The following is a 14076-nucleotide window of genomic DNA, read 5'->3' as shown; positions in this document are numbered from 1 at the left end:
TCAGGTACAAAATCCCTGAAATAATATATACGATAATAAATGAATTTAGAATTTTCATTTAAATAGAATTGATAAGAAATTAAAAAACAAATTATTTTAATACAAAATACCTTATGAGACTTATGTAGTTAATAAAGCAATAAAATCATCTTCACTAATAATTGAAACCTTTAATTGGTTTGCTTTTTCTAACTTTGCAGGTCCCATATTATCTCCCGCAATTACATAATTTGTCTTTGTAGAAATAGAACTACCCACTTTCCCTCCATTATCTTCAATCGCTTTTTTTAAATCATCACGGGAAAATTTTTCGAAAACTCCTGAAACTACAAATATTTGTCCCCAAAATTTATCTGACACAACCGTATTATTTTTTTCAGAAATTTCTAACTGAATTCCGTTGCTTTTTAACTTCTCTAATATACGTCTATTTTCTTGATTATCAAAGAATTCTACTACACTTTGTGCAATTTTATCTCCAATTTCATCAACCATAACCAGTTCGAGTAAATTTGCATTGGCAATCGCGTCGATATTTTTGTAATGTTTGGCTAATTTTTTAGCCACGGTTTCTCCAACATATCGAATACCAAGTGCAAACAAAACATTTTCGAAAGGAATATTTTTAGAATTCTGAACACCTTGCACTAAGTTTACTGCCGATTTTTGAGCCATTCTTTCCAATGGCAAAATTTGCTCTACCGATAAATCATATAAATCGGCATAATTTTTCACCAAACCATTGTTATACAATAAAGCAACTGTTTCTCCTCCCAAACCTTCAATATCCATAGCTTTTCTGGAAATATAATGCTGAATTCGACCTATAATTTGTGGTGGACAACCATAAAAATTAGGACAATAATGATTGGCTTCACCTTCTTTTCTTTCTAATTCAGTTTGACATTCTGGGCAATGGGCGATATAAATCGTTTTTTCAGAATTTGAAGGTCTTTTTTCTAAATCGACACCAATTATTTTTGGGATAATTTCGCCTCCTTTTTCGACAAAAACGGTATCATTTATTCTAATATCTAATTTTTCTATCTGGTCTGCATTGTGCAAAGAAGCTCGTTTTACAATAGTTCCAGCCAGTTGTACAGGTTCAAGATTTGCCACTGGCGTGATAGATCCAGTTCTTCCTACTTGATATGAAATCGAATTTAATTGTGTAAAAACTTGTTCCGATTTAAACTTATATGCTATGGCCCAACGTGGCGATTTTGCTGTATATCCCAACTCATCTTGCAAATGCAAATCATTTACTTTTACCACTACTCCATCGGTTTCATAAGGCAAAGTATGTCGGTTTTTATCCCAAAGATTGATGAAATCGAAGACTTCATTCATGTTTTTAGCCAAATGACTCTGATTTGGAACTTTGAAACCCCAAAATCTAGCTTTTTCTAATCCATCGAAATGAGATCGAAATGGCAAATTATTTCCGATTAATGAATATAATAAACAATCTAAAGGACGTTTGGCAACTTCGGCACTATCCTGTAATTTTAAACTTCCCGAAGCCGTATTTCTTGGATTTGAATAAGGTGCTTCTCCAATTTCTATCAAATCTTGATTCATTTTTTCGAAACCAGCAAAAGGCAAAATAATTTCTCCTCGAATATCAAATTTTTCAGGAAAATCTCCTTTTAGTTTTATAGGAATTGCTTTAATGGTTTTAATATTATTGGTCACATCATCACCCTGAAAACCATCCCCACGAGTTACGGCACGAACTAATCTTCCGTTTTCGTAAGTAATAGAAATTGAGGCTCCGTCATATTTTAACTCACAAATATATTCTAGTGGAACATCCCCCAATACTTTTTGAATTCGGTTTTCCCAATCTAACAAATCTTCTTTCGAATAGGAATTGTCTAACGAATACATTCGAAAATCGTGCTTTACGGTTTCAAAATTTTTGGTGATTGAACCACCAACTCTTTGTGTAGGTGAATTTTCATCAAAATATTCTGGATGTTTTATTTCTAAACCTATAAGTTCAGAAAGTTTTACATCAAAATCATAATCTGAAATCGTGGGATTATCTAATACATAATAATTATAATTGTGAAGATTAAGTTCTTCACGTAATGATTGTATTTTCTGTAAAACGTCCATAAATGATAAAATTGGCTATTCTAGTTTATGAGCACTAAAATAACCAATTTTATTGTATTTAAACCCTAAAATTAGGAATTCATTATACTATTTATTTGTTTAAATAACTGACCATCGCTCAAAAAAGCCCCTTGTTGTATCAATTCGAAAAGTGAAGTATTTCTTTCTTCAGTAAATTCTTTTTTACCAACTTTCATTTCTATATTTTCCGTAAACATATTATCGCTTAACCATTGCAATCCTTCTTTAGTCAGGAAGTTAGTTTCTGGAACGACCGATTTCAAAACAATCGATTGTACATGGGTATCAAAACAATGAAAAAGAAAAATATAATTTTTAGAAAAATGTTCTAAATACTCAGCTCTTGTTAGAACACCTTCCCAGATTAGATCTGAAAAAACATCTAATTCTTGTTCGGCTACTTCCGGTTTTTCAAGTTTAATTTTATCCCATTCACCTTTATCAATAGATTGAGTTGAAAGAAAATTTATAAATTCTGGATGCAATTCTTCAAATTGCTCTTTAGTTAGTCTGTCGTATTTCATTTTCAGTATTTGATTTCAGATTTAAAAAAAAAGATAAAAAAAAAGCCTTCTTTTGCAAGAAGGCTTTTTTTATTTGCAAGAAATTATGCTTGTTCAGCAACAATTTCGTAAGCTAAATCTACAATTACATCACGGTGCAAACGAACTGAAGCAGAATATTTTCCTGTTCTTTTCACGATACCTGAAGTAATGAATTTTCTGTCGATAGATTGACCTCCTTTAGCTAAAGCTTCAGCGATATCTATGTTAGTGATAGAACCAAAAAGTTTCTCTCCACCTGCTTTTGCAGAAATTTTAATTTCGATAGCTTTTAGAGCTTCTGCTAATGTATTTGCATCTGCAACTACTTTAGCTTCTTTATGAGCTCTTTGCTTTAGGTTTTCAGCTAATACTTTTTTCGCAGAAGAAGTTGCCATATGAGCAAATCCTTGTGGAATTAAAAAGTTACGACCATATCCTGCTTTTACAGATACGATATCGTCTTTAAAGCCTACATTTTGTACGTCTTGTTTTAATATAAGTTCCATGTTGATGTCCTTGTTAGAGAAGTTAGGTTTTCATTGTAGAAAAACCAACAACTTTGAGTTTTTTAATTATTTTAATAAATCGGCAACGTATGGCATAAATGCTAAGTGACGAGCTCTTTTTACAGCAACTGACACTTTACGTTGGTATTTTAATGAAGTTCCTGTAAGACGACGTGGTAAAATTTTACCTTGTTCGTTTACGAATTTCAATAAGAAATCTGCATCTTTATAATCGATATATTTGATTCCAGATTTTTTGAAACGACAATACTTTTTAGTTTTGTTCGTATCTATGTTCAAAGGCGTTAAATATCTAATATCTCCGTCTTTTTTTCCTGAAGCTGATTGTTGTAATGTTGACATAATAATTACGCTTTAGTTGCTTTTAATTTTGCTCTTCTTCTCTCAGCCCATGATATTGCATGTTTGTCTAAACTTACAGTTAAGAAACGCATAACACGTTCGTCACGTCTAAATTCAGTTTCAAAACCAATTAACACTTCTCCTGGAACTGTAAATTCGAATAAATGGTAAAAACCACTTTTCTTGTTTTGAATTTCGTAAGCCATCTTTTTCAAGCCCCAATCCTCTTTGGATACCATTGTAGCTCCTTTTGAAGTTAAATAATCTTCAAATTTGCTTACTGTTTCCTTTACCTGGGTTTCAGATAAAACGGGATTCAAGATGAAAACAGTTTCATAATGATTCATAATATAAAATTTTATTTGTTAAAAATATGGGTGCAAAAGTAGTGTTTAAATTTTAATACACAAGCTAAATGCATAAATAATCGACGAAAGTAAATATTTCTCCGAAAAAAGTTTGGTAGCTAAATAAAAAAAAGTATATTTATATTACAAATTTATTAAAATGGTGTTATGAAATTGAACTGTATTGTCGTAGATGACAGCTCTATTCAAAGAATTTTGGTTACAAAACTAGTAGAATCTCATCCTAACTTAACTTTAGTAGGCGATTTTTCCAATGCTGTTGAAACTAAAAATTGTTTGAATACGAAACCTGTCGACTTATTGTTTTTAGATATAGAAATGCCCGTAATAAGTGGTTTTAACTTATTAGACGGACTAAAAGAAAAGCCACAAACTATATTTGTCACTTCAAAAGCTGAATATGCTGTCAAAGCATTCGATTATGATGCAACGGATTATTTACAAAAACCAATAACAAAAGAACGCTTCAATGCTGCTGTAAAACGCGCATTAGATATGCACCAACTTCGAAGAGATAGTCTTGAGGAAGAAGGTGATCATATTTTTATAAAAAGCAACTTAAAAAAACTTAAGATTTATACTGCAAAAATAAAATGGATTGAAGCTTACGGAGATTATGTGAAAATTGTTACCGAAGATGATAGCCACCTAGTTTTATCGACTATGAAATCGTTTGAACAAGATTTATCTAAAGAAAAATTTATCCGTGTTCACAAATCTTTTATTATTAATATTGATAAAATTGAGAAATTCAATAGCAAATTTGCCGAAATTGGAATTACCAAAATTCCGTTAAGCCGAAACAAAAAAGAAGACTTAGCAAAAGCTTTAGATTTTTAATAAAAATCGACATTTACAGATACTTTGATGGCTTTAAATTGCGAAACAGACTCGAAACTATTTAGAATTTTTTGAATAGATTTTTTTGTGCTTCCCAACGATTTTTCTTGAGGAATTTTTATCAAAATTGTTCTTATATACTCGTTTCTAATTCGGTTTATTGCTGGTTCCTCTGGTCCAAGAACTGGAATATCAAATTGCTGCTTCAAAACCTGATACAACCACATAGAACCTTCTTTTAGCTTATCAAAATCTTTTTGTTTTAATGTTAATTTAATCAACTTAAAATATGGCGGATAATTGTATATTTTTCGCTCGTATAATTGCTCGTTAAACATCGACAAATAGTCATTTTGCACAACTTGCTGAATCGTGTTATGATTTGTATTATAAGTCTGAATAATCACTTTTCCTTTCTTATCCGATCGTCCTGCCCTACCCGATACTTGCGTCATCATCTGAAAACTACGCTCGAAAGCTCTAAAATCTGGAAAATACAACATCGAATCGGCATTAAGGATTCCTACGAGCGAAACATTATCAAAATCTAATCCTTTTGCAAGCATTTGTGTTCCTACCAGAATATCTACTTCTCGATTTTTAAAACTATCTATCAACTTCTCGAAAGCATATTTACCTCGAGTGGTATCCTGATCCATTCGTTTGATGTTTTTTGTAGGGAAAAGTGAAGCCAGTTCCAATTCAATTTGTTCGGTTCCAAATCCTTTTGATGTCAAATCGATACTAGAACAAGCATGACAATTGGTTGGTTTGGCAATACTGTAACCACAATAATGACAACGCAACTGGTTTTTGAACTTATGATAGGTTAAACTCACATCACATTGTGGACATTGTGGCACGTGACCACAAGTCATACATTCGATCACTGGTGAATAACCACGACGATTTTGAAACAAAATAATTTGTTCTCCGTTAGACAACGCTTCTGCAATGGAATCGATTAGATTTTGGCTAAAATGTCCCGTCATTTTTTTGCGGAAATAGCTGTCTTTTAAATCGACCAATTCTATTTCTGGTAAAACAGCATTCCCAAAACGTTCGTGCAATTCGACCAATCCGTATTTGCTATTTTGGGTATTAAAATACGTTTCGATACTTGGCGTAGCGGAACCTAACAACACTTTGGCCTTATGAAAATTTACTAAAACAATCGCAGCATCACGAGCATGATATCTTGGTGCTGGATCGGTTTGTTTGAATGTTTGTTCATGCTCTTCATCAACAATAATGAAACCCAAATTTTGAAAAGGTAAGAATAGTGCCGAGCGAGCTCCAATCACAATTTGAGCTTTCTCGGATGAATTTAAAACCTGATTCCAAACCTCAACACGCTCATTATTGCTGTATTTTGAATGAAAAACAGCTACTTTATTTCCGAAATGTTTGGTTAATCTAGAAACCAATTGAGTTGTGAGCGCAATTTCTGGCAACAAATACAAACATTGTTTTTTCTGTTCTAAAAAGCTTTCAATCAGCTTAATATAAACTTCTGTTTTTCCAGAAGCTGTAATTCCGTGGAGCAAGCAAACTTCTTTTGAAGCGAAAATTGTTTGAATTTCCGATAATGCTTTATTTTGTGGCTCGCTTAATACAATCTGACTTTCATTTACAGCATCAAACGAAACTCGGTCTTCTTGAATATAATATTCTTCGAATATTTCTTTATCTATTAATGCTTTTACAACGGCTGAAGTTGCTCCAGAAAACTCAGTCAATTCTTTGACAGAAATGAGCTTTTTAGTAGCAGCTTGCAACTGAAAATAACTTAATAGTATTTCTTTTTGTTTCTGCGCATTTTTTAGAACCAATAATAATTCCTTGAGTTTCTCATTCGAATTAAACTCAGAAAACAACCGAATATAACGCACCAATTTGGGTTTGTATTCTTCGACCATTTCTTCTTGGAGGGTAATGATATTTTTTGCTAAAAGCTGTTGGATTATTGGAAAAACTTTCTTTTTGTTTAAAACCAAAGTAACTTCACTAATTTTTAGAGAACTTTGTTGTTTTAAGGCTTCTACCAATAAATATTCTTCGTCTGAAAGTTCATTTTCATTAACCGAAAAATCTTTTTTGGCAGAAATAATTGTTTCACTTTCTAACTGTAATGCCGATGGCAAAGCGCATCTAAAAACTTCACCAAGCGTACACATATAATAGGATGCAATCCATTGCCAATGTTGCAATTGTATTTCGGTTACAATGGGTTTATCATCGATAATTTGATGAATTTCTTTGGCTTCATATAAAGTTGGCGCATTGTGATGCAACTCCGAAACCAAGCCTGTATAAAATTTACTTTTACCAAAAGGAACAGCCACACGCATACCGATTTTTAGGTACTCGAATTCTGCTTCCGAAACACTGTAAGTGAAGGTTTGTGGAAGTGCGAGTGGTAAAATTACTTGGATATAGAAAGGCATTTTTAGTTTGCATTTTAGAAGTTAGAGTATAAAATTATATCAAGAATATTATACAAATTTTACTAATCTTTATTAATAATAAGTTTCTTTTTAATAAAATATACAGGTATCACATAAATTAAGCTAAGTATGCTGGTAATTAGCATTGGAGGATATTCACTAGTATTAAATACACTACAATAAATCGATATGAAATAACTAGATGGTGGTAAATCAAAATGACTTGTCAATAGAAGAGCTATAAAAACTACTAGAATACTATATTCTAACATTTTTACTTTATTTGAATTCTTCATTTATTCTTCTTTTTTAATATTATTCATAGATAACTACTTCACCCTAACCCAAGTTTGCGAACGACCTATTAAGGCAAATCCCATATAACCACGAACTTCAAGCTTATCTTTACCTGATAGTTTAAGAATACATTTGTAAATATTCCCTGTTTCAGGATCTAAGATTTTTCCGCCATTGTATTCGTCATCGTCTTTGGTTAGCCCTTTTATAATTACAAGCCCTAAAACGGGTTTATTTTTGTCGGTTCCTTCGCATTTATCACACTTTCTGTTGCGTTTGGTAACATCAAAAATTTCGATGATTTTTCCGTATACTTTTCCGTTGTTTTCATACACTTCGACAATAGATTTTGCTTCTCCTGTTTTATCATCAATAGTTTTCCATTTCCCTAAAACGGTTTGTGATTGCATCTGCAAACATGCTAAGAGTAAAAATAAAAGTGTTAATTTTTTCATCATTATAAATGTGGGTTTTTAGTTGGATGGTGTTTAAGCTTGTATATTGATGCGTCTAATTCGAAACCTAATAATAATACCATACAGTTTATCCAAAGGTAAAACATTACGATTAGTAATGTTCCTATCGAGCCGTATAATTCATTATATTTTGAAAATTTTACTACCCAAATACCGAAAAAATAAGAAGATAAAATGATTAAAACGGTGGTAAAAACAACGCCTATTGTTATAAAAGCTCGTTTTTTTGTTTGTCTGATTCCGAATCTGAAGAGTATTCCGATTGAAGTTAATATCATTATAATTATAAAGGAATATCTACCAAATTCTATCAAGGAAATTTTATCAGATATTCGGCTAGAAAGCACATCCTGAATGATTGTTCTTTGTATAAAAACCTCAAAAATAATGATGGTAGCCACTGTTATCAATAAAATAAATGTAAGTAACATCGATATGAATAATGCTACAAAATATTGACGAAAATAAGCTCGTTTCTCTACGATATGCTGCGAGGTTTCGAAACCGCTCATGACGGCATTTACCCCATTTGTCATCAGAAAAACGGACAAAATAACCCCTGTAGATAACAATCCCGAATGACTGTTGTGCAAAATATCATTTATAATAACATCAATAGCATCAAAAGTTGTGGGTGGCACATTTTCCCGAACAAATCCTAGAAAATCTTCCTGAAAACCAACTATTGGAATATACGGAATAAGGTTTAAAATAAATAACATAAAGGGAAACAGTGCCATAAAAAAGCTCCACGCGATAGCTGCTGCTCTATAACTTAAGGCCCCTTGAATAATTCCTGAAATATAAAAATCTATTAATTCATATAAAGAAATCCCTTGCAACCAAGGGAGCTTTATGTTTTGTAAAACAATAACTGTTTGCTTAATTATGGGGATTTTTTTATACATTTCTTCTGTCGTATGACTCATAATTTAGTTTACAAGTTAAATCGCTTTTAAACTTAAATCCATATTATAAACAGAATGAGTTAAAGCTCCTGACGAGATATAATTAACGCCACATTCTGCATAATCACGAATGGTATTTTCATTGATATTTCCTGAGGATTCCGTCAAACATTTATTTCCAATCATTTTAACAGCAGTTTTTGTATCATCAAAATTAAAATTATCTATTAAAATTCGATAAACGCCTTCAGATTTTAGTATTTCTTCTATTTCGGTTAAATTTCTAGCTTCGACAATGATTTTTAAGTCTAGATTATTATCCGCAAGATATTGCTTTGTTTTGGCAATAGCTAGGGTGATTCCGCCAGCAAAATCATTGTGATTGTCCTTGAGCATAATCATATCATACAAAGCAAAACGGTGATTTTCGCCTCCTCCAATTTTTACTGCCCATTTTTCCGCACCACGAAAACCTGGTGTAGTTTTACGAGTGTCCAAAATTTTAGTATTTGTACCCTCTAGTAATTGTACATATTTATTAGTTTTTGTGGCAATAGCACTCATTCTTTGCATCGAATTAAGCACTAATCTTTCTGCTTTAAGGATTGATTGCGAACTTCCTGAAACATGAAAAACTACATCGCCATATTTTACTTGGCTTCCGTCTTGTATAAAGGTTTCGACAACTAAATTAGAATCTACATGATTGAAAATCATTTTTGCAAACTCAACACCTGCTATAATACCACTATCTTTTACTAATAATTTGGCTTTTCCCATTGCCGAAGCAGGAATACAAGCTAATGAACTGTAATCGCCAGTTCCTATATCTTCTCGGATTCCGTTTGTGATTATTAACTCTAATTCTTGATTGAATTGCGCTTCTGAAATCATATGTATTAAATTATAAGGCTAAAATAGGGAAAAATGTGCATTTGCTTATTTGTTTATTCGGTTATTTGGGAAAATTTTTAACCTTTGTATCTTTGAAGAGAAAATTCCTATTTTGGGAAAATTATTCGAATACATTTTTAATGAAATTATTTTTAAGAAAAATAACCCTTTTTACTCTTATTGGACTTATTCCTATAATAATTTCATTAATAGGATATTTTCATTTCGACCCGTTTAAGGTTCTTAAACCCTATAAGGATTATTCCAATTCGTACATTATTCCGAATAGGGATTATATATCGACCGAAATATTTCTTAAAAATAAAAACAATTGCAATTCCTTTATTTTTGGGAGTTCTAGAACAATTGCGTTTAGAACTTCCTCATGGAAAAAATATTTAGACACAAATTCAAAACCTTTTCTTTATGATGCATCTAGTGAATCTGTATATGGTATTTATAAAAAAATTAAGTATATAGATTCGCTAAACATTAATATTAATAATGTATTAATAATATTATGTCGTGATTATTCATTTGAAAATGATGCAAATCATAAGGGTCATTTGTTTATTAAACATCCTGCAATTTCTGGTGAAAGTGAGTTACATTTTCAGCTAGAATTTTACAAAGCCTACCTAAATCCTAAATTTATTTTTTGCTTTTACAATTATACTTTTACTAAAAAATACAAAAATTATATGAAAGGTTTTGTAGAAAATAATAGGATTATGTTTGACACTACAACCAATGAGATTAATGAAATTGATCAGGAATCTCAAATAACCAAACATCCTATAGAATATTATGCAGATAGAAATGATGTTTTTTATTTTAGAAAAGGAGAAAGAGTAGATAGTGTTAAAAGAATAAATAAAAAACAGCTATTTATGTTAAACGAGATTAAACATATTTTAAATAAAAACAAAAGCAAATATAAAGTTGTTATAAGCCCATTATATGAACAAGTGAAATTAAACCCAAATGATTTAAATATACTCCAAAAAGTATTTGGAAAAAATCTTTATGATTATTCTGGAAAAAACTCATTTTCAGAATTAAAAACAAATTTCTATGAAGCTAGCCATTATAGGCCTGATGTTGGAGAGAAAATTTTATTTAACATATATAGACTAAAATAAAACTATGAATATCAAACTCATTGCCATTGGCAAAACCGACAATAAAAACCTCCAAACCTTAATTGAAGATTATACGAAACGCTTATCTTTTTATATCAAATTTGATTTGGATATTATTGCCGATATTAAAAACGTAAAAAACTTATCCGAAAGCCAGCAAAAAGAAAAAGAAGGGGAACTTATTTTAGCAAAAATTACTCCAACAGATCAATTAATTTTGTTAGATGAAAACGGAAAGACCTTTTCGAGTGTAGCTTTTTCTGAAGAATTACAAAAAAAAATGAATTCTGGCATTAAGACTATAGTATTCGTGATTGGTGGGCCTTATGGTTTTAGTGAAGAGGTCTATAAAAAAGCTTTTGGGAAAATTTCGCTTTCACAAATGACATTTTCGCATCAAATGGTACGTTTGTTTTTTATTGAACAATTGTATCGTGGCTTTACTATTTTGAAGAATGAACCTTACCATCATCAATAGAAAAGATTTATTCTTTTTTATAATAATGAGGATTTTCTTTGATTCCTTTTTTAAATACTTTACGCAAATTCATTCTGAGATAAGTATCTATTTTAAGAAAAACATCTGTCATTTTAGATTCAGGACGTCCACGAAAAGAAGTCACATGAAAAGTATCTGATTCTAACAATGGTTTTTCAGAAAAATAATAATTAGAAATACAACATCTTGCATTGATTGAATTTACTTTAGTTACCGAATGAATCGATTTATTGTGTGTTGACATCAATACAAGTCTATTAAACTTACTTTCTATTACAATTGGATTTTCGTTTAATCCGTTAGGCCAAAGCTCTAAATGTCCTCCATTTTGATAATTCCAATTTGGAGAAACATAAAAAAGCAAATTAAAAACACGCCATAAATTCCTGTCTTTATCATGTGAATTATCAAGGTGCGGATTTAGATAATGGTCTTTTCCCATCATAGAAATTCCACCAGCATAGAGTTTTTCATCAGCAAATAAATTGGTGCAATTGCAAATATCTGAAATTAGATTAACCACTCGAAAATCTTGAAAAGCATAAATTATTTCTTCTAAAATTGGATTATATAAATTCATTTGGGCTGCAACATACTTATATTCTCGAAGGCTTTTTTTTAAAGTCATTTCTGAAGGTACAGGAAAAGCATTATAAATTTGAATAACGAGTTCTTCAGGCAAGAGATTATCAATATAAAAAAAACCAATATCCTGAGTAGAATTTTGGTACATTGCAGTGATTGCATCTTTTTCAAAAGTAACCTTTTCAATAATATAGTTGGCTATCTCTTGACGTTTCATTGCTTTTTTTTTACAAATATAAATGAAAAAAATTAATCTTCAATCGGATAAAAATTTTATACCAAAACACTACTTTATCATTAGAATCATTTATATTTGATTTTTTTATTTTATGCTTTCAATACTTATACCTACATATAATTACGAAACAACTACTTTAGTAAAAGAGTTGAATAAACAGGCCATTTTAGAAGATATTGAATTTGAAATCATAGTTGGCGATGATAAATCGACGGATCTAGAAATTATAAAAAATAATCAAGAAATAAATTCTATCCAAAGGTGCTCCTATTATGTGAATATTGAAAATCTAGGTCGGGCTTGCAATAGAAACGAATTAGTAAAAAAAGCAAAATTTGAATGGATATTATTTTTAGACTGTGATGTTTTACCCAAAGATTCAAATTTTATACACAATTATATTCATTGTCTTAAATCAAACAAAGAAAGAATTTATTTTGGGGGATTAATTTATGATTTAAAAAAACCGAAACATGACGAAATGTTAAGATGGATTTATGGTCACAAAAGAGAATCCGTAATATTAGAGAAAAGAAAATTAAAACCTTACGAAACGACATTAACTTCTAATATTTTTATAAAAAAAGAGGTTTTAATAACTTATCCTTTTCATGCTGAAATAAAAAATTATGGCTTTGAAGATTTAGTTTTTATATTAGAATTAAGAAAAAATAAAATAGCAATAAACCATATAGATAATTCTGTGTATCATTTAAATCTTGAAAAATCGATTATTTTTATCGAAAAATTCGAAAGCTCACTAAGAAATTTAAAACACCTAACAGATTCTAAAATTATAAAACCCAAAGATGCTAGATTTAGTAAGCTTTATAATAAATTGAATAAATTTAAATTAACCATTTTTTTGAGCTCTTCCTTTAAATTTTTAAAGCCATATTATCTTAAAAACCTAACATCCCAAAATCCTTCAATATATATTTTCAATTTATACAGATTAAGCTATTTTTGTGAAATAAAATCTAAATAAATGAGTTTTTTCTCGATAATTATTCCACTTTACAATAAAGAAAATCATATTGAAAACACCTTGAAAAGCGTTTTGAATCAATCTTTTATTGATTTTGAAATTATTGTAGTAAACGATGGTTCTACTGATAATAGTGAACAAATAGTATTTCAATTTAATGACAACCGAATACATTATTTTTATAAGAAAAATGAAGGAGTTTCTATTGCTAGGAATTTTGGAATTGAACAAGCAAAATCAAATTTGATTTGTTTTTTAGATGCAGATGATTTTTGGTATGAGAATTTTTTGGAAACAATGTACAGATATATTAAAAAACTTCCTGAGTACAAAGTATTCTCTAGTGCTATAGAAATAGAGACTTCTAAAACAATTTTTCCCGCACAATATTCGATTAAAAGAAATAATGATTTTGAAATTATAAACTTCTTTGAAGCTAGTGAAAAAGAATCTGTCATTTGGACATCGAGCACTGTTTTTCATAAAAGTGTATTTACAAAAACTGGAATGTTTGATCCAAATATAAAGATCTCAGAAGATACTGATTTGTGGATTCGTGTTGGATTACAATATCAAATTGTATTTATTTGGAAAATACTCGCACGATATGTATACGATGAACGAAGTATTTCTAGAGCTTCTAATTATATTTTTGAAGAAAGTAGTTTTGCTAAATATTATGAAGAAGAAAAAACAAACAAGAACTTAAAGAAATATCTGGATTTAAACCGTTTTTCTGTTGCTATAAAAAACAAGTTAAATGATGACCTAATAAACTTTCAAAAAAATTATGAAGTGATTGATTTAAATAATTTAGAATTCAAAAAAAGATTTTTAC

The 14076-nt window shown here is 30.2% G+C and carries 15 protein-coding genes; 5 read left to right on the top strand and 10 right to left on the bottom strand.

The features are described 5' to 3' along the window. Nucleotides 1-120: 120 nt before the first annotated feature. The 5 genes from ligA to rpsF form a co-directional block, all read right to left on the bottom strand. Nucleotides 121-2121, bottom strand: coding sequence for an NAD-dependent DNA ligase LigA (gene ligA, locus ACH2BP_RS05690; protein WP_395057869.1), 2001 nt, complete (start codon nt 2119-2121; stop codon nt 121-123). A 71-nt stretch (nt 2122-2192) separates the two neighbouring features. Further along, nucleotides 2193-2666, bottom strand: coding sequence for a DUF6495 family protein (locus ACH2BP_RS05685; protein ID WP_395057867.1), 474 nt, complete (start codon nt 2664-2666; stop codon nt 2193-2195). An 83-nt stretch (nt 2667-2749) separates the two neighbouring features. Then, a complete protein-coding gene (rplI, locus tag ACH2BP_RS05680; RefSeq protein ID WP_395057865.1) occupies nt 2750-3193 on the bottom strand; it encodes a 50S ribosomal protein L9 in 444 nt (147 codons plus the stop codon). 66 nt (nt 3194-3259) lie between these two features. Then, nucleotides 3260-3556, bottom strand: a complete 297-nt coding sequence (gene rpsR / locus ACH2BP_RS05675; protein WP_011963955.1) for a 30S ribosomal protein S18 — start codon at nt 3554-3556, stop codon at nt 3260-3262. A gap of 5 nt (nt 3557-3561) precedes the next feature. Continuing rightward, on the bottom strand, nt 3562-3903 hold the full coding sequence (gene rpsF / locus ACH2BP_RS05670) for a 30S ribosomal protein S6 (protein WP_011963956.1): 342 nt from the start codon (nt 3901-3903) through the stop codon (nt 3562-3564). A 168-nt stretch (nt 3904-4071) separates the two neighbouring features. Between rpsF and ACH2BP_RS05665 the strand changes: the two genes are divergently transcribed. After that, entirely contained in the window at nt 4072-4764 is a 693-nt protein-coding gene (locus ACH2BP_RS05665) for a LytR/AlgR family response regulator transcription factor (RefSeq protein ID WP_395057863.1), read from the top strand. Here ACH2BP_RS05665 and priA read toward each other — a convergent pair. From priA to nadC, 4 genes are all read right to left on the bottom strand, one after another. Beyond that, nucleotides 4761-7211, bottom strand: coding sequence for a primosomal protein N' (priA, locus tag ACH2BP_RS05660; RefSeq protein WP_395057861.1), 2451 nt, complete (start codon nt 7209-7211; stop codon nt 4761-4763). The genes ACH2BP_RS05665 and priA overlap by 4 nt on opposite strands. A gap of 329 nt (nt 7212-7540) precedes the next feature. Beyond that, nucleotides 7541-7963 (bottom strand): DUF2147 domain-containing protein, encoded by a 423-nt coding sequence (locus tag ACH2BP_RS05655; RefSeq protein ID WP_395057871.1) that lies wholly within the window; start codon nt 7961-7963, stop codon nt 7541-7543. A 2-nt stretch (nt 7964-7965) separates the two neighbouring features. Next, nucleotides 7966-8913 carry a YihY/virulence factor BrkB family protein gene (locus tag ACH2BP_RS05650; protein ID WP_395057859.1) on the bottom strand — a complete coding sequence of 316 codons (948 nt, stop codon included), beginning with the start codon at nt 8911-8913 and terminating at the stop codon, nt 7966-7968. A gap of 15 nt (nt 8914-8928) precedes the next feature. Further along, on the bottom strand, nt 8929-9786 hold the full coding sequence (nadC, locus tag ACH2BP_RS05645) for a carboxylating nicotinate-nucleotide diphosphorylase (protein ID WP_395057857.1): 858 nt from the start codon (nt 9784-9786) through the stop codon (nt 8929-8931). 140 nt (nt 9787-9926) lie between these two features. Here nadC and ACH2BP_RS05640 point away from each other — a divergent pair, with 140 nt between their 5' ends. Beyond that, nucleotides 9927-10928: a hypothetical protein gene (locus ACH2BP_RS05640; RefSeq protein ID WP_395057855.1), complete on the top strand. Its 1002-nt coding sequence runs from the start codon at nt 9927-9929 to the stop codon at nt 10926-10928. Between the two features lie 4 nt (nt 10929-10932). Then, nucleotides 10933-11406, top strand: a complete 474-nt coding sequence (gene rlmH, locus ACH2BP_RS05635; RefSeq protein ID WP_395057853.1) for a 23S rRNA (pseudouridine(1915)-N(3))-methyltransferase RlmH — start codon at nt 10933-10935, stop codon at nt 11404-11406. A gap of 7 nt (nt 11407-11413) precedes the next feature. Here rlmH and ACH2BP_RS05630 read toward each other — a convergent pair whose 3' ends face one another. Next, nucleotides 11414-12229 (bottom strand): 2OG-Fe(II) oxygenase, encoded by an 816-nt coding sequence (locus ACH2BP_RS05630; RefSeq protein WP_395057851.1) that lies wholly within the window; start codon nt 12227-12229, stop codon nt 11414-11416. Nucleotides 12230-12341: 112 nt separating this feature from the next. On the opposite strand from ACH2BP_RS05630, the gene ACH2BP_RS05625 reads away from it, so the two are divergent. Both ACH2BP_RS05625 and ACH2BP_RS05620 read left to right on the top strand, forming a co-directional pair. Continuing rightward, nucleotides 12342-13238 carry a glycosyltransferase family 2 protein gene (locus ACH2BP_RS05625; RefSeq protein ID WP_395057849.1) on the top strand — a complete coding sequence of 299 codons (897 nt, stop codon included), beginning with the start codon at nt 12342-12344 and terminating at the stop codon, nt 13236-13238. Then, nucleotides 13239-14076, top strand: an 838-nt coding sequence (locus ACH2BP_RS05620; RefSeq protein WP_395057847.1) for a glycosyltransferase family 2 protein, incomplete at its 3' end; no start/stop codon positions are given.

It is taken from the genome of Flavobacterium sp. (genome assembly GCF_043756175.1).
GTDB lineage: Bacteria > Bacteroidota > Bacteroidia > Flavobacteriales > Flavobacteriaceae > Flavobacterium.
Note: the sequence above shows the minus strand (reverse complement) of the source record. Positions and strands in the feature narration are given on the sequence as shown.

What these genes read in the sequence shown, in the direction of transcription:
- ligA (WP_395057869.1), bottom strand. Translation starts at nt 2,121, where the DNA reads ATGGACGTTTTACAGAAAATACAATCATTACGTGAAGAACTTAATCTT.
- ACH2BP_RS05630 (WP_395057851.1), bottom strand. Translation starts at nt 12,229, where the DNA reads ATGAAACGTCAAGAGATAGCCAACTATATTATTGAAAAGGTTACTTTT.
- rlmH (WP_395057853.1), top strand. Translation starts at nt 10,933, where the DNA reads ATGAATATCAAACTCATTGCCATTGGCAAAACCGACAATAAAAACCTC.
- nadC (WP_395057857.1), bottom strand. Translation starts at nt 9,786, where the DNA reads ATGATTTCAGAAGCGCAATTCAATCAAGAATTAGAGTTAATAATCACA.
- ACH2BP_RS05625 (WP_395057849.1), top strand. Translation starts at nt 12,342, where the DNA reads ATGCTTTCAATACTTATACCTACATATAATTACGAAACAACTACTTTA.
- priA (WP_395057861.1), bottom strand. Translation starts at nt 7,211, where the DNA reads ATGCCTTTCTATATCCAAGTAATTTTACCACTCGCACTTCCACAAACC.
- ACH2BP_RS05650 (WP_395057859.1), bottom strand. Translation starts at nt 8,913, where the DNA reads ATGAGTCATACGACAGAAGAAATGTATAAAAAAATCCCCATAATTAAG.
- rpsF (WP_011963956.1), bottom strand. Translation starts at nt 3,903, where the DNA reads ATGAATCATTATGAAACTGTTTTCATCTTGAATCCCGTTTTATCTGAA.
- ACH2BP_RS05655 (WP_395057871.1), bottom strand. Translation starts at nt 7,963, where the DNA reads ATGAAAAAATTAACACTTTTATTTTTACTCTTAGCATGTTTGCAGATG.
- ACH2BP_RS05665 (WP_395057863.1), top strand. Translation starts at nt 4,072, where the DNA reads ATGAAATTGAACTGTATTGTCGTAGATGACAGCTCTATTCAAAGAATT.
- rplI (WP_395057865.1), bottom strand. Translation starts at nt 3,193, where the DNA reads ATGGAACTTATATTAAAACAAGACGTACAAAATGTAGGCTTTAAAGAC.
- ACH2BP_RS05685 (WP_395057867.1), bottom strand. Translation starts at nt 2,666, where the DNA reads ATGAAATACGACAGACTAACTAAAGAGCAATTTGAAGAATTGCATCCA.
- ACH2BP_RS05640 (WP_395057855.1), top strand. Translation starts at nt 9,927, where the DNA reads ATGAAATTATTTTTAAGAAAAATAACCCTTTTTACTCTTATTGGACTT.
- rpsR (WP_011963955.1), bottom strand. Translation starts at nt 3,556, where the DNA reads ATGTCAACATTACAACAATCAGCTTCAGGAAAAAAAGACGGAGATATT.